This is a genomic window from Subtercola sp. YIM 133946, from assembly GCF_036553535.1.
Lineage (GTDB): Bacteria > Actinomycetota > Actinomycetes > Actinomycetales > Microbacteriaceae > Subtercola.
Genome location: NZ_JAZHPE010000002.1, coordinates 1 through 20,058 on the forward strand (window position 1 = coordinate 1; position 20,058 = coordinate 20,058).

General features: G+C 69.8%; 19 protein-coding genes and 1 pseudogene. 9 read left to right on the forward strand and 11 right to left on the reverse strand.

Annotated features, from left to right (window positions below):
• Positions 1-108: 108 nt before the first annotated feature.
• Positions 109-351 carry a zf-HC2 domain-containing protein gene (locus tag V3W46_RS00205; protein WP_331781067.1) on the reverse strand — a complete coding sequence of 81 codons (243 nt, stop codon included), beginning with the start codon at positions 349-351 and terminating at the stop codon, positions 109-111.
• Positions 348-998, reverse strand: a complete 651-nt coding sequence (locus V3W46_RS00210; RefSeq protein ID WP_331781184.1) for a sigma-70 family RNA polymerase sigma factor — start codon at positions 996-998, stop codon at positions 348-350. The genes V3W46_RS00205 and V3W46_RS00210 overlap by 4 nt, the downstream gene beginning before the upstream one ends.
• A 163-nt stretch (positions 999-1,161) precedes the next feature.
• On the opposite strand from V3W46_RS00210, the gene aroA reads away from it, so the two are divergent.
• From aroA to epsC, 6 genes are all read left to right on the forward strand, one after another.
• Complete coding sequence (gene aroA, locus V3W46_RS00215) at positions 1,162-2,637, forward strand: 3-phosphoshikimate 1-carboxyvinyltransferase (protein WP_331781068.1); 1,476 nt, start codon at positions 1,162-1,164, stop codon at positions 2,635-2,637.
• Entirely contained in the window at positions 2,634-3,692 is a 1,059-nt protein-coding gene (rsgA, locus tag V3W46_RS00220; protein WP_331781069.1) for a ribosome small subunit-dependent GTPase A, read from the forward strand. The genes aroA and rsgA overlap by 4 nt, the downstream gene beginning before the upstream one ends.
• A gap of 89 nt (positions 3,693-3,781) precedes the next feature.
• Positions 3,782-4,105 carry a hypothetical protein gene (locus V3W46_RS00225; protein ID WP_331781070.1) on the forward strand — a complete coding sequence of 108 codons (324 nt, stop codon included), beginning with the start codon at positions 3,782-3,784 and terminating at the stop codon, positions 4,103-4,105.
• A gap of 63 nt (positions 4,106-4,168) precedes the next feature.
• Positions 4,169-4,981: an inositol monophosphatase family protein gene (locus V3W46_RS00230; protein WP_331781071.1), complete on the forward strand. Its 813-nt coding sequence runs from the start codon at positions 4,169-4,171 to the stop codon at positions 4,979-4,981.
• 122 nt (positions 4,982-5,103) lie between these two features.
• A complete protein-coding gene (cysK, locus tag V3W46_RS00235) occupies positions 5,104-6,039 on the forward strand; it encodes a cysteine synthase A (RefSeq protein ID WP_331781072.1) in 936 nt (311 codons plus the stop codon).
• 14 nt (positions 6,040-6,053) lie between these two features.
• Entirely contained in the window at positions 6,054-6,611 is a 558-nt protein-coding gene (epsC, locus tag V3W46_RS00240; protein WP_331781073.1) for a serine O-acetyltransferase EpsC, read from the forward strand.
• A 151-nt stretch (positions 6,612-6,762) separates the two neighbouring features.
• On the opposite strand, the gene V3W46_RS00245 is transcribed toward epsC, so the two are convergent.
• The 6 genes from V3W46_RS00245 to V3W46_RS00270 form a co-directional block, all read right to left on the reverse strand.
• Positions 6,763-6,924, reverse strand: a complete 162-nt coding sequence (locus tag V3W46_RS00245) for a hypothetical protein (protein WP_331781074.1) — start codon at positions 6,922-6,924, stop codon at positions 6,763-6,765.
• Between the two features lie 168 nt (positions 6,925-7,092).
• Positions 7,093-8,235: a cysteine desulfurase family protein gene (locus V3W46_RS00250; protein ID WP_331781075.1), complete on the reverse strand. Its 1,143-nt coding sequence runs from the start codon at positions 8,233-8,235 to the stop codon at positions 7,093-7,095.
• Positions 8,232-9,167: a carboxylating nicotinate-nucleotide diphosphorylase gene (nadC, locus tag V3W46_RS00255; protein WP_443069901.1), complete on the reverse strand. Its 936-nt coding sequence runs from the start codon at positions 9,165-9,167 to the stop codon at positions 8,232-8,234. Before nadC ends, V3W46_RS00250 begins: the two co-directional genes overlap by 4 nt.
• Positions 9,168-9,181: 14 nt before the next feature.
• Positions 9,182-10,870, reverse strand: a complete 1,689-nt coding sequence (gene nadB, locus V3W46_RS00260; RefSeq protein ID WP_331781076.1) for an L-aspartate oxidase — start codon at positions 10,868-10,870, stop codon at positions 9,182-9,184.
• Positions 10,867-12,138 (reverse strand): quinolinate synthase NadA, encoded by a 1,272-nt coding sequence (gene nadA, locus V3W46_RS00265; RefSeq protein WP_331781077.1) that lies wholly within the window; start codon positions 12,136-12,138, stop codon positions 10,867-10,869. The genes nadB and nadA overlap by 4 nt, the downstream gene beginning before the upstream one ends.
• A 61-nt stretch (positions 12,139-12,199) precedes the next feature.
• Positions 12,200-12,889 (reverse strand): NUDIX hydrolase, encoded by a 690-nt coding sequence (locus V3W46_RS00270; protein WP_331781078.1) that lies wholly within the window; start codon positions 12,887-12,889, stop codon positions 12,200-12,202.
• Between the two features lie 374 nt (positions 12,890-13,263).
• Between V3W46_RS00270 and V3W46_RS19585 the strand changes: the two are divergent.
• Positions 13,264-13,596: pseudogene (locus V3W46_RS19585) on the forward strand (DUF7882 family protein).
• An 83-nt stretch (positions 13,597-13,679) separates the two neighbouring features.
• Here the strand turns inward: V3W46_RS19585 and V3W46_RS00285 are convergent.
• Positions 13,680-15,521, reverse strand: coding sequence for an FAD-dependent oxidoreductase (locus tag V3W46_RS00285; protein ID WP_331781081.1), 1,842 nt, complete (start codon positions 15,519-15,521; stop codon positions 13,680-13,682).
• Positions 15,522-15,538: 17 nt separating this feature from the next.
• Between V3W46_RS00285 and V3W46_RS00290 the strand changes: the two genes are divergently transcribed.
• A complete protein-coding gene (locus V3W46_RS00290; protein ID WP_331781082.1) occupies positions 15,539-15,886 on the forward strand; it encodes a UBP-type zinc finger domain-containing protein in 348 nt (115 codons plus the stop codon).
• Between the two features lie 23 nt (positions 15,887-15,909).
• Here the strand turns inward: V3W46_RS00290 and V3W46_RS00295 are convergent, their stop codons facing one another.
• A complete protein-coding gene (locus V3W46_RS00295) occupies positions 15,910-16,059 on the reverse strand; it encodes a nitroreductase/quinone reductase family protein (protein WP_331781083.1) in 150 nt (49 codons plus the stop codon).
• A 5-nt stretch (positions 16,060-16,064) separates the two neighbouring features.
• Positions 16,065-18,749 (reverse strand): phosphoenolpyruvate carboxylase, encoded by a 2,685-nt coding sequence (locus V3W46_RS00300; protein WP_331781084.1) that lies wholly within the window; start codon positions 18,747-18,749, stop codon positions 16,065-16,067.
• Between the two features lie 106 nt (positions 18,750-18,855).
• Here V3W46_RS00300 and V3W46_RS00305 point away from each other — a divergent pair, with 106 nt between their 5' ends.
• Positions 18,856-20,052 (forward strand): MarP family serine protease, encoded by a 1,197-nt coding sequence (locus V3W46_RS00305; protein ID WP_331781085.1) that lies wholly within the window; start codon positions 18,856-18,858, stop codon positions 20,050-20,052.
• Positions 20,053-20,058: the final 6 nt, after the last annotated feature.

Genomic DNA, 20,058 nt, shown 5'->3' on the forward strand with positions numbered 1-20,058 from the left:
TGCGCCGCTACTCAACCAGCGGCAGCGTCACGCCGGTTGAGTAGGGCCGCAGGCCCGGATCGAAACCGCAACCCCGGCGCGAAGTACGCCGCGGTGCGGGGCGCAGGATCAGTGCGTGGCCTGGATGGTGCGAATGCGCAGCAGCACCTGATCGCGCAGCTGCTCGGGGGCGACCTCTTTGCAGGCGCGCTGAACGGCCTCGGTGAGCACTACGCCCACGTGCAGCTCTGACGAGCAGTCGGTGCAGCCCGCCATGTGCTCACGAATGTCGGCAGCGTCTCTGCTGGCGAGTTCGTTGTGCAGGTACTCTTCGAGTTCAGCCTTGGCTTTGGTGCAGCCGCAGTCGGTCATTTTTTCTTTCCCTTCGGAGCAGACGCCGCGGTTACGGGCGCTGCAGTCGCCGGGTCGGCGGAGTCGGTGGATTTCACCGGCACCCCCCTGCCCTCGGCGTATTCAGACAGCAGGCCCCGCAGCAACCGGCGGCCGCGGTGCAGGCGGCTCATCACGGTTCCGACGGGGGTCTTCATGATGTCGGCGATCTCCTGGTAGGAGAAGCCTTCGACGTCGGCGAGGTACACGGCCAGACGAAAGTCTTCGGGAATCGACTGCAGGGCATCCTTCACCGCGCTGTCAGGCAGGTGATCGATGGCCTCGGCCTCGGCTGAGCGGCTCGAGGTGGCGGTCGACGTGGCCGACTCGGCGTTGCCGAGCTGCCAGTCTTCGAGGTCTGAGGTGCTGCCCTGGTACGGGTCGCGCTGCTTCTTGCGATACACGTTGATGAACGTGTTGGTGAGAATGCGGTACAGCCACGCCTTGAGGTTGGTGCCCTGCTCGAACTGGGCGAACGCGGCGTAGGCCTTCACGAACGTCTCTTGAACGAGGTCTTGCGCGTCGGCCGGGTTGCGCGTCATGCGCAGCGCGGCACCGTACAGCTGGTCGAGAAACGGTATGGCCTGTTCTTCGAAGAGCGCACGGGGGTCGGATTTCACGGTTGTCATCGCCGACAAGTCTACTTCGAGGGCCGCGTCTGCTACGGCAGCCAGATACGTGCTGACGGGGCGGTCGACCGTGCCGATGGTGGAGCGTTCGATGGTGCTCTGCGAACCGCGCACGCGCTCCTCCTGTCGTATTCTCCGCATTGGCCGATACCCTAGACAACTGATGCTGATCTCGAGATATTCCACACCCGACTTCAACCCGTACGGCGATTCCGCCCCCGGCGAGCCGAACCCCGACTGGGCCGCGCCCCGGGCGCACGGCCCCCTCTCTGCCGTCGTCTCGCTGCCGGGCTCGAAGAGCCTCACCAACCGCGAGCTGGTGCTGGCGGCTCTGGCGGATGCCCCCTCGACGCTGCGCCGACCGCTGCACAGCCGCGACAGCATCTTGATGGTCGAGGCACTGCGCTCGCTCGGCGTGACGATCGAGCCCGTGCCGGGTACCGGGCGCTTCGGTGCCGACTGGCTCATCACGCCACCCGACGAGCTGCTCGGCAGCACCACGATCGACTGCGGACTCGCCGGAACGGTCATGCGCTTCCTTCCGCCCGTCGCGGCGCTGGCACTCGGCCCGATCGTGTTCGACGGCGACGAGGGTGCGCGCAAGCGGCCCATGGCCACCACGATCACCTCGCTGCGGGCGCTCGGCGTCGACATCAACGCCGACGGCCGAAGCAACCTGCCGTTCACCGTGTACGGGGCGGGCCGAGTGGCCGGAGGCGAGATCACCATCGACGCCTCGAGTTCGTCGCAGTTCGTCTCGGGCCTGCTGCTCGCCGCGTCGCGTTTCGAGCAGGGCCTCGTGCTGCACCACGAGGGCGAGCGGCTGCCGAGCCTGCCGCACATCGACATGACCATTGCCGCCCTCGCCGCCCGCGGGGTGCCGGTCGCCTCGCCCGAACCCGGTGTCTGGGTGGTCGAGCCCGGGCCGATCGCGGGGCTCGACGTCAGCATCGAGCCCGACCTCTCGAACGCAGCTCCGTTCCTGGCGGCGGCTCTGGTGACCGGCGGTTCGGTGACGATCAGCGGATGGCCGGGGTCGACCACCCAGGTCGGCGACGACCTGCTCGACCTGCTGCCGCTGTTCGGCGCGAACGTTCGGCGCGACGGCGACCGTGTCACGGTGACGGGTGGCACGGGCATCCGGGGTGTCGACCTCGACCTGACCACCGGGGGTGAGCTGGCGCCCGCGCTGGTGGCGATCGCCGCGCTGGCCGACTCGCCGAGCACGATCACCGGTATCGGGCACATCAGGCACCACGAGACCGACCGGCTCGCGGCGCTGGCCACCGAGATCAACCGGCTGGGCGGCGCCGTCACCGAACTCGACGACGGTCTGCGCGTCGAGCCGCGGCCGCTGCACGGCGGTGTGTGGCAGACGTACCACGACCACCGTATGGCCCACGCCGGGGCGGTCGTGGGGCTGGCCGTCGACGACGTGATCGTCGAGAACATCGCGACCACGGCGAAGACGCTGCCCGAGTTCGCCGAGCTGTGGCTCGCCATGGTGAACGGCGACACCGGCAGTGCGACCAACGTCTCCCTCGACGGAGGGCTGCTCGGCAATGGACTGAACGCGGGAATCGCCGGGCCGCGACACGACGAGCCGGGTGCCGTCGACGCTGACGGGTTGCCTGCATGACCTGGTGGGCCGACCCCGACGACGACGAACCCGACGAGTACGACCAGTTCGACGAGTCGAGCGTGCGAGTCAGACCGAACCCGAAGGGCAACCGGGCGCGCACGAAGATCAGACCCGAGCACAATGACGCCGTGCGCGGCCGCGTGCTCTCGGTCGACCGCGGCCGGTTCGGGGTGCTCGTGCGCGAGAACGAGCCCGACGAGGCCATCATCACCGCCTCACGGGCCCGCGAGCTCGGCCGCCTCGGCATCGTGACAGGCGACCTCGTCGACCTCGTCGGCGACACTACCGGGGCCGACGGCACGCTGGCCCGTGTCGTGCGGGTCGACGAGCGCCTCACCCTGCTGCGCCGCAGCGCCGACGACTCCGACGCCGTCGAGCGGGTGATCGTGGCCAACGCCGATCAGATGCTCATCGTGGTCGCGGCGGCCAACCCCGAGCCGCGCGCCAACCTCATCGACCGCTATCTCATCGCGGCCTTCGACGCGGGCCTCGCGCCCATCCTGTGCATCACGAAGACCGACGTCGCCGACCCCACCGAGTTTCTCGAACAGTTCGCCTGCTTCGATCTCGAGATCATCATGGGCGCCAAAGACGACTTTCCGCTCGACGACCTGAAGACGATGCTCGTGGGCCACACCACGGTGACCGTCGGGCACTCGGGTGTGGGCAAGTCGACCCTCGTCAACGCCCTCGTGCCCGGCACCGACCGTGCCGTCGGGCGGGTCAACGACGTCACCGGCCGGGGCCGCCACACCTCGTCGTCGACGGTGTGCCTGCGCGTGCGCGACGCCAACGGCGACCCGGGCTGGATCATCGACACCCCCGGCGTGCGCTCGTTCGGCCTGGGTCACGTCAACCCCGAGAACATTCTGCGGTCGTTCGCGAACTACGCCATCCCCGCCGCCACCCTGCCGCCGGAGGCCGGAGGCATCCCCCTCACCGAGGCCCACGACTGGGAGATCGTCGACCGCATCGAGGCCGGCGAACTCGGCGAGAGCGGCAAGGCCCGCCTCGAGTCGCTGCAGAAGATCATCACCACTCTCGCCACGTAGGAGATCGACGGATGGCCTCCGGCGCCGCCGATGCTCGGGCGACCGGAAGGGCGCGTAGCATGGTGGCGACCGCGAACAAGGGAGCAAGCGTGAAGATCGAACCACTCATCAAGCTCGTCAACGAAGCTCTGGCCGCCCAGGGCGGTGGGCCGTTCATCCAGGGCCCATTCGTCGAGGCCGACACCGATCGTGACGCGAACGAGGCTGTGGTGACCGGCAAGCTCGGCGGTCGCGACGTGAGCCTGACGTTCCACGTGAACAGCGGAAAGGCCGAGCACGCGTACCTGGTGAGCTTCGTCGACGACGCGACCGGCACACACCTCGGCGGCGGCGAGCCGCAGTCGACGTTCGCCGACTCGATCTCGGCGTACAAGTGGAACACGGCGCTGGCAGAGCTGAAGGAGCTCGGCTGAAGGAGCTCGGCTGAAGGTGCTCGGCTGAAGCAACCCGGTTGCTCGCCTCGGTACGCTGAGACCGTGACCGAATACACGCTCGCCGACGACCTGGCGCTCGCCCTGCAGCTGGCCGACACGGCCGACACGATCTCGCTCGACCGCTTTCGGGCCCTCGACCTCGTGGTCGAGACGAAGCCCGACCGCACCCCCGTGACCGACGCCGACAAGGCCGTCGAACGCGCCATCCGGGCGAACCTCGAGCGAGCGCGCCCCGACGACGTCGTTCTCGGCGAGGAGTACGGCGGCGAGGGTGCTGCCGCGCACGCCCACCGGCAGTGGATCATCGACCCCATCGATGGCACGGCGAACTTCCTCCGAGGCGTGCCGGTGTGGGGCACGCTGATCTCGCTCGTGGTCGACGGGGTGCCCGTGGTCGGTGTCGCGAGCTCCCCCGCACTCACGAAGCGCTGGTGGGCATCCACCGGTGCAGGGGCGTGGATGCTCGACCAGACCGCCCCCACGACCGACCACGCCGCACGGCGGCTCGAGGTCTCGAAGGTCGCCGATCTCGGTGGCGCCTCGGTCAGCTACAACTCCTTCCAGGGCTGGGACGACGCCGGCCACCTCGACGCCCTCACCCGGCTCAACCGCACCGTGTGGCGCACCCGCGCCTACGGCGAGATGTGGGCCTACATGCTGCTGGCGGAGGGGCTCGTCGACGTCGTCGGCGAGTTCGACCTCAAGGCATACGACGTCGCGGCGCTGATTCCGATCGTGCGCGAGGCGGGCGGCGCCTTCACGAGCCTGTCGGGTGGCGACCCGCTGTGGGCCGGCGACGCGCTGGCGACCAACGGGCTGCTGCACGACGCCACGGTCGGCCTGCTGGCGCTCTGAGTCGACTCGCCGCGGAGCCCCGTCGATCTGCGGCGCAAGCCGGTACCGGGGCAGGCGCACGAAGCTAGGCTTATGCGTGGGCCGACGGCGGCCACACGTTGAAAGATGGAGCAGGCACACTCATGTCACCGATTTACGACAACATCACCGAACTCGTCGGCCGCACTCCCCTGGTGCGTATCAACCGCCTCACCGAAGGCCTCGACACGACCCTGTACGGCAAGCTCGAGTTCTACAACCCCGCCAACAGCGTCAAAGACCGCATCGGCGTCGCCATCATCGACGCGGCCGAGCAGGCCGGGGCGCTGAAGCCGGGCGGCACGATCGTCGAGGGCACCAGCGGCAACACCGGCATCGCGCTGGCCATGGTGGGGGCCGCCCGCGGCTACAAGGTCATTCTGACGATGCCCGAGACCATGAGCATGGAGCGCCGCGTGGTGCTGCGCGCCTACGGGGCCGAACTCGTGCTGACGCCCGGTGCCGACGGCATGCGCGGCGCGGTCGAGACGGCCAACCGCATCGCGGCCGAGACCGAGGGCGCCATTCTCGCCCACCAGTTCGAGAACGAGGCCAACCCGGCCATCCACTATGCCACCACCGGCCCCGAGATCTGGGCCGACACCGAGGGCGCGGTCGACATCTTCGTGGCGGGCATCGGCACCGGCGGAACCATCACCGGCGCAGGCCACTACCTGCGCGAGCAGAAGCCGGGCATCCAGATCGTCGGCGTCGAGCCGCTCGACTCGCCCATTCTGAACGGCGGGGCGCCCGGCCCGCACAAGATCGCCGGCATCGGCGCCAACTTCGTGCCTGAGATTCTCGACCGCGAGGTCTACGACGAGATCATCGACGTGTCGCTCGATGACTCCATCCGCGTGTCGCGCGAGCTCGCCGCGCAGGAGGGCATCCTGTCGGGCATCTCGACCGGAGCGATCTTCTGGGCGGCCCTCGAGCTGGCCAAGCGGCCCGAGAACGCCGGCAAGACCATCGTGGCGATCGTCTGCGACTTCGGCGAGCGGTACGTGTCGTCGGTGCTCTACGACGACATCCGCGGCTGAGCGGTCTCGCGACCGTGCCCACCGGGTCGCCGCAGCCCCGTCGTCGGGCCGGCCGGTTCTTCGTGCGCCTGCGCGAAGACCTGGCCACCGCCCAGCACCGTGATCCGGCGGCGCGGTCGAAGGTCGAGATTCTGTTCGGCTACTCGGGCCTGCATGCCATCTGGATGCACCGCCTCACCCACACGATGTGGCAGCACGACGGGCTGAAGCTGCCCGCGCGGCTCGTGTCGCAGTTCGCGCGGTTTCTGACCGGTGTCGAGATCCACCCCGGTGCGGTGCTCGGGCGCCGCGTCTTCATCGACCACGGCATGGGCGTGGTGATCGGCGAGACGGCCACCGTCGGCGACGACGTGCTGATCTATCACGGGGTGACGCTCGGCGGGGTCGGCCAGACCGGCGGCCCGCGGCATCCGACGGTCGGCGACGGCGTACTGCTCGGGGCCGGTGCGAAGCTGCTCGGCCCGATCACCATCGGCAGCGGCAGTCACGTGGGAGCCAACGCCGTGGTGCTGCACGACGCCCCGCCGAACTCGCTGCTGGTGGGCATCCCGGCGGTGGCGCGGCCGCGCTGAGCGACGCACGGTGCCCGTTACGACCCCGCGGACGAGCAGTCGGCGACCAGCACCCCGCACACCACCCGCCCGGCACACCACCCACCCCGCACACCACGAAGGCCCCGCCGACGATCCATTCGTCAGCGGGGCCTTCGTGTTCTGCGCCAGATCAGACCTTGCGGCCGGTGATGAAGCGAAGCAGGAAGACGATCAGGGCGATGACCAGAAGCACCACTCCGACCCAGATCAGGAAGTTGAGCGACGAAGAAATCCCGCCTGTGATGAGCAGAATGATCGCGATGACCGCGATGACCGCAACGAGAATATTCATGGTGTGTATCCCTCCCGAGACATGTGTGTGCGGCGGTGACCGCGACCCCATGGTAGCGTCGGGCACCCCTTTTCGAGGGGGGATTGCGCCGGAGTGGCGCACTGCGCTAGGCCGTGCGGCGTCGTTCAGCCGGCCAGAACCCCGTCTTCGGCCGAGACGCGAAGTTCGTCAGCGCGCGATGCCCTGCACGGCGAGAACGGCCGACTTCACCGCCGCGGCAGCCTCGCGCAGCTCGTCGGCGGTGATCGCCGGGCCCATCGTGAACCGCGCCGCGGTCTGCGCCACCTCGGGCTCGTAGCCGACAGCGACCAGCACGTGCGACGGTTCGTCGCTGCCGGCGGCGCAGGCCGATCCGCTCGAGCAGACGATGCCCTGGCGCTCCAGTTCGAGCAGCACCGCTTCACCACTCGTCCCGGTGAAGCAGAACGAAGCGAGGCCGGGCAGACGGTGTTCGGGATGCCCGGTCAGCAGAGCATCCGGAACCTCGCGCTGCACGGCGGCGATGAACTCGTCGCGCAGCACTGTGACCCGGGCGGCTTCGGCCGCGCGGCTGGTCTCGGCGAGCCGCAGAGCCGTGGCCAGGCCGACGGCGCCCGCCACGTTCTCGGTGCCCGAGCGCGCCCCACGCTCTTGCCCGCCCCCGTGCAGTACCGGTTCGAGCGGAACGCGACCCCGCACGTAGAGCGCGCCGATGCCCTTCGGAGCGCCGAGTTTGTGGCCCGACACGGTGAGGGCGTCGACGCCCAGCACCGAAACGTCGAGGGGCAGCCAGCCGGCGGCCTGCACCGCGTCAGTGTGCAACACCGTCGAGGCGGCGTGTGCGCGCTCGGCGAGGTCGGCGATGGGCTGAATCGTGCCGATCTCGTTGTTGGCGTACATCACCGAGACCAGTGTGGTGCCGGGCGTCAGCAGGGCGGTGAGTTCGTCGGGGTCGACGAGCCCGTCGAGCCCCACACCCAGCATCGACACCGTGAAGCCGTGCTGGCGGCGCAGGTAGTCGCACGACTCGAGCACCGCCTCGTGCTCGATCGGCGTGGTGATGAGGTGGCGGCCCTTCGGTCGGGCGAGCGCGATACCCTTCAGGGCGAGGTTGTCGGCCTCGGTGCCGCCCGAGGTGAAGACGATCTCACTCGGCCGGGCGCCGAAGTCGGCGGCGACGGATGCCCGGGCGGCCGCCAGCGCATCGGCCGCACGCTCGCCCAGCGAGTGGGTGCTCGACGGGTTGCCGAAGTCGCCCGTCAGGTAGGGCCACATCGCTTCGAGCACCTCGCGGCGCACGGCGGTTGTGGCGGCGGAGTCGAGATAGATCACGGTGTGGGCTGCATGGCCGGCGTGGGCTGGCCGGTCGACGCGGGCTCGGCGACAGCCGGATGGGCGGCCGGGGTGGGCTGGGGCACGAGCGCCACATCGAGCCCGAGGTCGAGCGAGCGCACGCTGTGCGTCAGCGCGCCCGCCGAGATGACGTCGACGCCCGTCTCGGCGATGGCGCGCACGGTGTCGAGAGTCACCGACCCGCTGGCCTCCACGAGGGCGCGACCGGCGACCTGGGCGACTCCAGCGCGCATGTCGTCGAGGTCGAAGTTGTCGAGCATGATCGTGTCGACCCCGCCGGCCAGCACGGGCTCGATCTGGTCGAGTCGATCGACCTCGGCCTCGAGGTGGGTCGTGTGCGAGAGGGCCGCGCGCACGCGCTGCAGGGCATCCGTCACCGACAGCCCGTCGCGGGTGAGCACGGCGAGGTGGTTGTCTTTGGCCATGACCGCGTCTGAGAGCGAGAAGCGGTGATTGTGGCCGCCACCGCAGCGCACGGCGTGCCGTTCGAGCACGCGCAGGCCCGGCGTCGTCTTGCGGGTGTCGACGATGCGTGCCTTCGTGCCGACGGTCTGGGCGACGAACGCCGCCGTGAGGGTGGCGATGCCCGAGAGCCGCTGAACGAAGTTGAGCGCCACGCGCTCTGACTGCAGCACCGAGCGGGCAGGGCCCGACACGGTGGCGAGGGTGGCTCCACGCTCGAAGGGCGCGCCGTCGGCGACCAGCACGTCGACCGCGACTGTCGGGTCGAGAAGGCTGAAGGCGGCCGCGAACACCGCTCCCCCGCTGAACACGCCCGGTTCGCGGGCGACGAGGCTGGCCGTGGCGGTGGCGTCGGCCGGAATCAGGGTCTGCGAGGTGATGTCGCCCCAGGGCGCGTCTTCGTTCAGCGCCATGGTGACGATCGGCGTGATCTGCAGGGGGGTGAGGATGCCCGGGTCGGTGCTCACAGCGCTACCGGCGCCTTTCGTTCGGTCGTCAGATGGAGGTGGAACCGTTCGCTCGGCTCAGGGAAGTCTGACCTGAAGTGCGCCCCGCGCGACTCCTCCCGCGCCAGGGCCGCGCGGGTGATCAGCGTGGCGAGCTGCAGCAGGTTCGCGTTCTCGCGGTCGTGCAGCGTGGTTGCGTCTGCGCTCCACGACTCGAACGTGGCCAGGGCTGAGCGCAGGGTGGTCTCGTCGCGATAGACCCCGACGGCATCCCACATCAGCTGCTGCAGCTCGAGGCGGGTGAACGACGCGGGCGCCTCGAGGGCAGAGCCGGCCGCGAGGTCGACGTCGGCCTCACGCGCGGCAGAGCCGCCGACGGCCTCGGCGCGGCCGGGCCACTCGGCCGGCTCGGCCGCCCCCTGCAGCGCCTCGACGCAGCGCCAGGCGAACACGACCGACTCGAGCAGCGAGTTCGAGGCGAGCCGGTTGGCTCCGTGCACACCCGTGCAGGCGACCTCGCCCACGGCGAACAGACCGTGCAGCGAGGTGCGGCCCCAGTCGTCGGTCGATACGCCTCCCATCCAGTAGTGGGCGGCGGGAGTGATCGGAATCGGCGTGGCACTCCAGTCGAGCCCGTTGCGCCGGCAGGCCTCGGTGATGCTTGGAAACCGCGACGCGAGAAACTCGGCGCCCAGCGCGGTGGCATCGAGCAGCACCGGTGCGCCGCCCTGCCGGTGCATCTGCTCGGCGATGGCCCGGGCCACGACGTCGCGCGGGGCGAGCTCGGCATCCGGATGCACGGCCGGCATGAACCGCGTGCCGTCGGCGCCGCGCAGCACGGCCCCCTCGCCGCGCACGGCCTCAGAGATGAGAAAGTTGCCCGGCACCGCCAGCGATGTGGGGTGGAACTGGTAGAACTCCAGGTCGGCCAGTTCGGCGCCGGCCCGGTAGGCGGCGGCCACACCGTCGCCGGTCGTCACCACCGGGTTCGTGGTGTGCGCGTAGAGCTGGCCGGCACCACCGCTGGCGAGAATCACGGCGTCGGCGCGCAGCTCGGCGGGGCGGCCGTCGGCGTCGACGATCGAGACCCCCACGACGCGGTCGCGCCCGTCGGCGTCGGCCTCGACCAGCAGGTCGGCGACGAACGTGTACTCGAGAATGGTCGACGCGGTCGCCCGAACGGCACGAACCAGCGCCGACTCGATCGCTGCGCCGGTGGCGTCGCCACCGGCGTGCAGGATGCGGGCGTGCGCGTGCGCCGCCTCGAGCCCGCGCGCCAGCACGGCGACGGGGTCGGCGGCGTCGAGGGCAGCGGCGGCAACGGCGGGGGCAGCATTGGCCTCGGGGGCAGCGGCGGTATCGCCGGGGGCAACGGCGGTGTCGCCGGGCTCGACGTGGGCGCGATCGAACTCGACGCCCAGCGCGATGAGGTCGCGAATGCGCTCGGGCCCCTCGGCGCAGAGCACCTCGACGGCCGACAGCCGGTTGAGCCCCGCGCCGGCGACCAGGGTGTCGTCGATGTGCGACTCGACGCTGTCGTCGGCGAACAGCGCCGCCGCGATTCCGCCCTGGGCGTACCGGGTGTTGCTCTCGCCGAGTTCGGCCTTCGTGATGAGCGTGACGTCGTGGCTGCGGCCGGCCTTGATGGCGACGACGAGCCCGGCGATGCCGCTGCCGACGACCACAGCTGAGGGCCGGCGGGTCACGGCCGGGCCGCCAGCATGCGCTCGAGGGCCACGCGGGCCGGAACGGCGACCTCGTCGGCCACCGTGATCTGGTTCACGACCTCGCCGGCCACGAACGCCTCGAGCACCCACGCGAGATATCCGGGGTGAATGCGGTACATCGTCGAGCAGGGGCAGACCACCGGGTCGAGGCAGAAGATGGTGTGCTCGGGATGCTCGGCCTGCAGTCGCTGCACCAGGTTGATCTCGGTGCCGATCGCGAAGGTCGAGCCGGCCGGGGCCGCTTCGATGGCCTTCTTGATGTAGTCGGTCGAGCCGGCCTCGTCGGCCGCGTCGACGACGGGCATCGGGCACTCCGGGTGCACGATGACCCGAACATCCGGGTGCTCGACCCTGGCCTTGTCGATCTGGGCGACGGTGAAACGCTTGTGCACCGAGCAGAAGCCGTGCCAGAGGATCACCTGGGCATCCACGAGGCCCTCGACGTCGTTGCCGCCGAGCGGCTTGCGCGGGTTCCACATGGGCATGCGATCGAGCGGCACGCCCATGGCCTTCGCCGTATTGCGCCCGAGGTGCTGGTCGGGGAAGAACAGCACACGCTGCCCGCGCTCGAAGGCCCACTTCAGCACGGTCGCCGCGTTCGACGAGGTGCAGACGATGCCCCCGTGCTCGCCGCAGAAGCCCTTCAGGGCCGCCGACGAGTTCATGTAGGTGACGGGGATGACCGGCACCCGGCCGCTCGCATCGGGCTCGGTGCCGTAGATCTCGGCGAGCTGCTCCCACGCCTCGGTGACCGAGTCGATGTCGGCCATGTCGGCCATCGAGCAGCCTGCGGCGAGGTTCGGCAGAATCACCGACTGCTGCGGGCCGGCGAGGATGTCTGCGGTCTCGGCCATGAAGTGCACGCCGCAGAACACGATGGCCTCGGCCTCGGGCTTGGCCTTCGCCGCATTGGCCAGCTGGAACGAGTCGCCCACGAAATCGGCGTACTTCACGACCTCGTCGCGCTGGTAGAAGTGCCCGAGAATGACGAGCCGGTCACCGAGGGTGGCCTTCGCGGCGAGAATGCGGGCATCCAGCTCGTCGTTGCTGGCCAGCCGGTACTCCAGCGGGATCTCTCCCTGCCGCGGGGTGTCTGCCGGCGCCACGTCGTACATCGACGAGCCGGGCCCGTATTCGGGCAGCGGGGTCTTGTCGAAGTTCCAGGGTGCGTCTTTCAGCGCCGGGCTGCAGCTGGTGACTCGTCCGCCGGGGCGGATCAGCTGGATGGTGGTGTCGACTGATGGCATGTCGTGCTCCTTGCGGCACTGAGGGTGGTGCTGGATGATCGGGCGGAGGTTCGGGTGGGCGTCAGGTGACCGGCAGTGGCCCGTTGTCGGCCAGGTCGAACGACTCGTTGTAGCGGTACAGCCGGGGCGGCCTGTGTCGGCCGCCTGCCAGCCGCTCGTCGGTCGCGACCACCGAGTTCGTAGACTCGATCTGCCGGCGGAAGTTGGCCGGGTCGAGCGGTTTTCGCAGCACCGCCTCGTACACCTCGCGCAACTGGGTGAGGGTGAAGCGCTCACCGAGAAAGGCGTGGGCGATGCGGCTGTACTCCATCTTGTTGCGCAGCCGCCACAGGGCGTATTCGACGATCGTATTGTGGTCGAAGGCGAGTTCGGGCAGGTCGTCGGCGGCGAACCAGCGCACGTTCTCGCCTTCGGCCGCTCGCTCGGCCTCGTCGGGCCGTACCAGCGCCCAGTAGACGATCGAGACGACGCGCTGGCTGGGCGAGCGGTCGACGGTGCCGAAGGCGTAGAGCTGTTCGAGGTAGCGCGATCGCAGGCTGGTCGTCTCGAGCAGGTTGCGGGCGGCGGCGTCGGCCAGGCTCTCAGTGCTGCCGATCGGGCCGCCCGGCAGCGCCCAGCGGCCCTCGAACGGCTCGCGGATGCGCCGCACCAGGGGCAGCCACAGGGTGGCCGGCGTCGTCTCGTCAGAGTCGGTGGCCCGCAGCGCGAAGATCACCGTGGAGACGGCGAGGGTGGGCGCTTCGGTGTTCACGGGTGGTCTCTCTGTTGAGCCGAGGAGTAAAGGTGCATGTGACCTGAACTGATGATACAACCAAAACCGACGAGGTGCGAACCATCCACAGAATTGGCAAGCCGTCAAGGGCCATGCCGAAGTTTGTCTCCCGGCCCGAACCCGGCCATAGTTTTGTCATGACGCAGTCGTCTCTCCCCCACGAAGACGCTGCGCTCGGAGTTCTGTGAACGACCGGTGCGCGAGTTCTGACGCCGCCGACCTCTCGAATTCCTGTGGTCTGGCTTCCGACAATCGGGTAGTCCGAAGCCAGACCACTCCTCTTCGGCTGTAGCCGGGGTGTGCGTCTGCCTTTTCGCCGGGCCTGAACAGTAGTCTTAGCGCCAGGGAGAGTCATGGGAAAGCTTGTCTACGGAGATTCGGGCACCGAGATCGAATTCGACGATCGGGTGCTGACCCACCTGCAGATCGTCATCGGAGCCAAGCTGCGCCGCCGTGAGAGTTTCTTCTTCTCCTGGAAAGACGACCCTGCCGTGGGTGATGGCCGCAGCAGCATCTAGCTCGACTCGTCGGTGCCGCTCTACTTCCGCTACACCCACAGCTCTCTGCCGGCCATCAACCGCGACTGGATCGCCGTGATGACGGCCTCGGCCAACAGCGGCGCCGGCCTCACCTTCATCGAAGAGCCCGGCGAGCGCACGACCCCCCTGCCGAAGCCGTCGGCCTGACCCCTACTGTCGGCCGGGCCTGCCCGCCACAGCCGGCCTGCTGCCCGCCGAGGTCGACCTGCCCGCCGCCGTCGGACCGGCCCTCAGACCCGCGCGCCGATCGCCTGGTGCACCGAACGCACGGCGCTCGCGCCCTCGCCCACTGCGGCGGCCACCCGTTTCATCGAGCCGAGCCGCACATCGCCGGCCGCGAACACGGCGGGGATGCTCGTCTCGAACGGCAGCGGGCCGCGGCCGAGGCTCGCCCAGCACTCCGGCAGGTCGCTCGGCTCGAGGCTCTGGTCGGTGATGACGAACCCGTCGTGGTCGGTGGCGACCCCGGTCAGCCACGACGTCTCGGGATCTGCACCGATGAAGCAGAACAGCCCGGTGCACTCGGTGAACTCGTGCTCGCCGGTCACCCGGTTCGTGAGCCGCACCCCGGCCAGTGACTCCGCTCCGGCCAGCGACTCCGCTCCGGCCAGTGACTCTGCCCCGGCCACCGACTCCGAACCCCCCGCCGACTCCAAGCCCCCCATCGACCCCGAGCCGGTCAGCGCCGTCACCTCGGTCGACACCTTGATGGTGACATTCGGATGCGCGCGAAGCCGCTCGACGAGGTACGCCGACATCCCGCTGCCGATGTCATGGTGCCGCACGGCGATCGTGACCGCGCTGCCGTGCCCGGCGAGAAACAGGGCGGCCTGACCCGACGAGTTGGCGCCGCCGATGACCGTCACCGCGCGCCTGCCGCAGGCCCGGGCCTCGATCTCGGTGGCCGCGTAGTAAATGCCCGCTCCCTCGAACTGCGACCAGTTGGGCAGGGCGAGCGACCGGTAGTGCGCGCCGGTGGCGATGATCACGGCCCGGGTGGCGATCTCTGTACCGTCGTCGAGAAAGACCCGCAGCATGCCGACGCTCTCGTCGAGGCTGACCACCTTGCACGGCGTGAACAGTCGTGCGCCGAATTTCTCCGACTGCACGGCCGCCCGCGAGGTGAGCTCTGCACCGCTCAGACCCGACGGAAAACCGAGGTAGTTCTCGATTCGCGAGCTCGCCGCGGCCTGGCCGCCGGTGCCGATCTCGTCGAGCAGAACCGTCGAGAGACCCTCCGAGGCGCCGTACATCGCGGCCGCGAGACCGGCCGGGCCCGCGCCGATCACGGTGAGATCGACGATCTCGCCCGCGATGGCCCGGTATGACAGGCCGACGTGCTCGGCGAGCTCGCCGGGGGTGGCGTTGCGCAGCACGGCGTCGGGCATGATCACGGCCGGCAGATCGGCATCGGTGAGCTCGGCGACCGTCAGCAGGGACTGGCCGGCGACGCTGTCGGAGTCGAACCACAGGTGGGCGAGCTGCTGCCTGGCCGCGTAGGTGCGCAGAGCCAGCGAGGCGGCAGAGAGGCTCGTGCCGACGATCTCGATGCTGCGCGCGCCGGCACCGTGCTGCAGCTTCTTGCGGCGGGCGATGAACGCCCGCAGCAGCACGTCTGAGAGGTCGGGCTCTTCGGCCATCAGGGCGCGAAACCGCTCGGGCGAGATGTGCGTCAGCTGTCCGGGCTCGACGACGCGAGCCGTGAGGTAGAGCGTCTGGCCGGTGAGCAGGTTGAGTTCGCCGATGAAGTGGCCCGCCTCGAAGCGGCTCACCAGCTCCTCGGCCGCGTTCACTGTGGCGGCCTGGCTGATCTCGACCACGCCCTCGTCGACCAGCACGAGATCGAGCTCGGTGTCGCCGGCCCGGAAGATCACGTCGCCGCGGGCCGACGGCCGCGCCTCGCCGTAGGTGCGCAGCCGGCTCAGCTGGTTCGGTGTCAGCTCGGGATACGCCTCCGCCTTGACCCACGGGGCGTACAGCGCGGCCGAATCGGCCGAGACGGGCATGCTCAGACCTGCCGCAGCGGTTCCGGCGGCCAAAGCGACTCGGGAGACGTCTGCCTGGTCAGTCATGGATTACGATCCTATCTGTGAGCGCTATCGAAGGCATCAACCCAGAGGTCGGCCCGAGCGGAACCGGCTGCGTCGACTGCGATCCCGAGCAGGGCTGGTGGCTGCACCTGCGCCGCTGCGCCGAGTGCGGCCACGTCGGTTGTTGCGACGACTCCCCCTCGCAGCACGCGACGAAGCACTACCACGCGGCCGGGCATCCCATCATGCAGAGCTTCGAACCGGGCGAGTCGTGGATGTGGAACTACCGCACGAACGACTTCACCGAGGGCCCCGCACTTGCTCCCCCGGTGCACCACCCGGTCGACCAGCCCGTTCCCGGCCCCGCCGGCCACGTACCCGCGAACTGGCAGCAGCTGCTCAACTGATCGTGCGCGAGGCGTTCTGACGGTCATCCGGCAGCCACCGGCGTGAGCCTGAAGATGCGCAACTCGCGGCCCGACTGCTGTTCGTATTTCCGGTACCCGGGCCACTGGCGCTCGATGTAGCGCCACACCGCCTCGCGCTCGTCGTCGCCGACCAACGCCGCCACGACCGGCACGCGTTCTATCCTGTGTTCTGCAGGCCGGCGGCGACCCCGTTGACGGCGAGCAGCAGCAGCTGATGGGGTTCGTCGGCCGGGTCGGCGCTGCCGGATGCCCGAATCGACTTGAGCGCACGCAGCTGCAGCAACGACAGCGCGTCGACGTACGGGCTGCGCAGCCGAACGGCGCGGCGCAGAACGGGCCGACCCTCGAGCGGCTCGTCGTGCGCCGTGGTCTTCTGCACCCACTCGCGGGTGAGCGCCATCTCGTCGAGAACGAGCCCGGCGAGGTCGTCGCGGTCGCCGAGGGCCAGGTAGCGCCGGGCGAGCCGGTCGTCGGTCTTCGCCAGTGACATCTCGACGTTGTTGAGCATCGCCGTGAACAGCGGCCAGCGGGCGTAGGCGTCGCGCAGCAGGTCGATGTCGCCGACGGCCGCGAGTGCCGAGCCGAGGCCGAACCAGCCGGTGAGGTTGATACGAGCCTGGGTCCACGCGAACACCCACGGAATGGCGCGCAGGTCTTCGAGCGACTCGATCGAGAGCCCCCGGCGGGCGGGGCGCGAGCCGAGCGCCAGCAGGCCGACCTCTTCGAGCGGCGTCACCTGCGCGAACCACGGGGCGAAGCCGTCGCTCTTGATGAGTTCGTAGAAGCGCTCGCGCGAGCGGGCATCCATCGTGGCCGCCACCTCGGCGAAGTCGTCGGTCGCGGCGCGGTTCTCCTCCTCGTTCGACGGGCTCGACGCGAGCAGGGTCGCCGCGGCCATCTGCTCGATGTGCCGGGCGGCGATGGTCTTGTCGCCGTACTGCGCGAAGATCACCTCACCCTGCTCGGTGAGCTTGAACCGGCCCTCCACCGAGCCGGGCGGCTGCGCCATGACGGCCTCGTTCGCGGGGCCGCCGCCACGGCCGAGCGCACCCCCGCGGCCGTGGAAGAGGGTCAGCTCGATGTCGTTGTCTTTCGCCCACTGCGCGATTCTCGCCTGGGCCGAATACAGCGCCAGCGTGGCCGACACCGGCCCGACGTCTTTCGACGAGTCGGAGTAGCCGAGCATGACCTCGAGCCGGCGCCCCGTCGCAGCCAGGCGCGCCTGCACCTGCGGCAACTCGATCATCTCGGCGAGAATCGTGGTGCTGGCCTGCAGGTCGTCGAAGGTCTCGAAGAGCGGAATGGCGTCGAGCGTCGGTGCGGCCTGGGCTGACCCGAGTGCCGCCTCGGCGAGCGCGTACACGTTCGCCAGGTCTTCAGACGACTGGGTGAACGACACGATGTACCGGCGTGACGCGTTCACCCCGTACCGATTCTGCAGGTAGGCGATGGTGCGGTAGACGTCGAGCACTTCGACGGTCATCTCTTCGAGCGGCTCGCCCGATCGGATGTTCGCCAGCGCCTGCCGGTGCACCTTCGAGTGCTGGCGCACCTCGAGTTCGGCGAGGTGGAAGCCGAACGTCTCGACCTGCCAGATCAGGTTCTGCAGTTCGCCGTTCGCGCTGCGCTCGGCACCGGCATCCCGCAGCGAGTTCTGAATCACCCGCAGGTCGGCGAGCAGGTCGTCGGGGGTGGCGTAGGCGAGGTCGGCGTTGCGCAGCCGGGTGGCGGCAATGCGCTGGGCCACGACGAGCAGAACCCGGCGGTGCGGTTCATTGGGTGCACGGGTGCCGATCTGCGCGGTCACCTCGCCCGCGAAACTGCGCTGGCGCGCCCACAGCGCATCCAGTTCGGCCGAGGCCGGGGTGTCGGCCGAGCCCAGTGTGAGGGTGCGCCCGATGCGCGTGGCGACGTGTTCGAGGCCGAGCAGAATGTGCTCGGAGGCGATGGCGGCGGCGGCCTTGGTCACCTCGGCGGTGACGAACGGGTTGCCGTCACGGTCGGCGCCGATCCAGCTGCCGAGGCGCATGAACGCGGGGGCCGTCACCGGTCGGGCACCGGCGTTCTCGCCGAGCAGCCAGTCGTCGAGCAGCCGGTAGACGCTCGGCACGACCTGGAACAGCGTCTGGTCGAAGATGTTCATCGCCGTGCGAACCTCGTCGAGCGGGGTCGGCCGGGTGGTACGCAGCGGCGAGGTGCGCCACAGAATGTCGATCTCCTCTTTCAGGCGACGGTCGTTCTCGGCCTGGCGCAGCGTGCCGGGCTGGATGATGTCTCGCTCAGAGAGCAGCTCGCTGATGCGGCGGATGCCGGATGCCACGGCCCGCCGCCGCGCCTCGGTGGGGTGTGCCGTCAGAACCGGGTGGAACCGCAGGTTCGCGAGCCGGGTGGCGGTCTCGTCGGCGCCCACCTCGGCCGAGAGCCGGTTGATCGCCGCCGCCAGCGAGTCGGCGGCGGCCTCATCACCCTCGGCGTCGCGCGCGAGCAGCACCCGCACCCGGTGGTGCTCTTCGGCGAGGTTGCTGAGGTGGAAGTAGCAGGTGAACGCGCGGGCGACCTGCTCGGCGCGCTCGGGCGTCAGGGAGTCGACGAACTGCTCGGCGTCTTCCAGCGACGCGCTGTAGCCGGCGTCGGCGCGATTGGCTCGTTCGAACGCGCCGATCGAGAGGGCGCGCAGGTTCTCGACGTCGTCGAGCAGGTCGGGGCCGCCCGACTCGGTCAGCACCTGCCCGAGCAGCACGCCGAGCAACCGCACGTCGGCCCGCAGGTCTTCATCGACCTCGTCGCTGATGGCGCTGCGGCTGTGCTCTGAACCTGTGGTGGGGCGGTCTTCGATAGTCACAGGCACAACGCTAGCGCGCCCAGATTGACAGCATGTTACGGGCAGGGTGCCCTGGCGCCACGGCGAGCGCAGCCTTCACCCAGCTTGGCGCGAGAGATTGAAGGCTATGCAACTCGCCGTCGACCTGGTTCTCCTCGTCGCCGCCCTGCTCGCGATCGCCGGCGGCTGGGCGCGCGGCGCCGTCGTCATGGCCGCGTCGCTCGTCGGCATCGCGCTCGGCGCCTGGGTCGCCACGCTGATCGCCCCGCCCATCGTCGACATGCTCGTGCAGTACGGCTGGACCAGCACCCTGCAGCGCTCCATCGCCGCGGGCGCAGTGTTCGTGCTCTGCATCGTCATCGGTTCGACGGTTCTCGGCGCCGCGGCCACGCTCATCCGTCGCGCCGTCGGCCGGGTGCGGGTGGTGCGCGGCATCGACTCGCTCGGCGGCGCTCTGATGGGCGCCCTCGCCTGGGCGGTCGTCGTCTGGCTCGCCGGCGGCTTCCTGCTCTCGACGGGCCAGCTGCAGGCGACCCAGCTGGTCAACTCGTCGCAGGTGGTCAGCACCCTGAACGCCATCGCCCCCGTGCCCGCGACCGCCGCTCTCGGCACCCTCGACAGCGCGCTCGGCAGCGCCGGCTTTCCGACCGTCTTCGCCGACGGAGCCGAGTTCATCGCAGGCGCCCAGGCTCCCGATTCCACCGTTCCCGGCGCCGTCGATGCCTCCCGCGCCGGCGTGGTGAAGGTGCTCACCTCGGCGCCCAACTGTGACAACGACGCCGAGGGCAGCGGCTGGGTCGTGGCCGACGACCGCGTCATCACGAACGCCCACGTGGTGGCGGGCGGCACCGACATCTTCGTGCAGGCCAACGGCTCCGGTGCCCTGCTGCCGGCGACACTGGTCGTCTACGACCCGCTGCGCGACCTCGCCGTGCTCGACGTGTCGGGCCTCGGGGTCTCGCCCCTTGCGCTCGGCTCAGACCTCGGTGCCTCAGACTCCGCAGTGGTCGCCGGCTACCCCGAGAACGGCCCCTACACGACGGCGACCGCACGCGTGCGGCAGGTGGTGCAGGCCGTCGGGCTCGACATCTACGGGCAGCAGACGGTGACCCGCGAGATCTACTCCCTGCGCGGAACCGTGCTGCCGGGCAATTCCGGCGGTCCGTTGTTCGACAGCGGGGGCAACGTCGTCGGGGTGGTGTTCGCCCGGTCGACCTCTGACGGTGACACCGGGTACGCACTGACGCTCAGTGAGGTACAGCCCGTGATCGGCGAGTCGGGGGCATCCACCCCGGTCTCGTCGGGCGCCTGCCAGGCCGACTGACGCCCG

What these genes read in the sequence shown, in the direction of transcription:
- V3W46_RS00210 (WP_331781184.1), bottom strand. Translation starts at nt 998, where the DNA reads ATGACAACCGTGAAATCCGACCCCCGTGCGCTCTTCGAAGAACAGGCC.
- cysK (WP_331781072.1), top strand. Translation starts at nt 5,104, where the DNA reads ATGTCACCGATTTACGACAACATCACCGAACTCGTCGGCCGCACTCCC.
- V3W46_RS00245 (WP_331781074.1), bottom strand. Translation starts at nt 6,924, where the DNA reads ATGAATATTCTCGTTGCGGTCATCGCGGTCATCGCGATCATTCTGCTC.
- nadA (WP_331781077.1), bottom strand. Translation starts at nt 12,138, where the DNA reads ATGCCATCAGTCGACACCACCATCCAGCTGATCCGCCCCGGCGGACGA.
- V3W46_RS00285 (WP_331781081.1), bottom strand. Translation starts at nt 15,521, where the DNA reads ATGACTGACCAGGCAGACGTCTCCCGAGTCGCTTTGGCCGCCGGAACC.
- V3W46_RS00205 (WP_331781067.1), bottom strand. Translation starts at nt 351, where the DNA reads ATGACCGACTGCGGCTGCACCAAAGCCAAGGCTGAACTCGAAGAGTAC.
- aroA (WP_331781068.1), top strand. Translation starts at nt 1,162, where the DNA reads ATGCTGATCTCGAGATATTCCACACCCGACTTCAACCCGTACGGCGAT.
- rsgA (WP_331781069.1), top strand. Translation starts at nt 2,634, where the DNA reads ATGACCTGGTGGGCCGACCCCGACGACGACGAACCCGACGAGTACGAC.
- V3W46_RS00305 (WP_331781085.1), top strand. Translation starts at nt 18,856, where the DNA reads ATGCAACTCGCCGTCGACCTGGTTCTCCTCGTCGCCGCCCTGCTCGCG.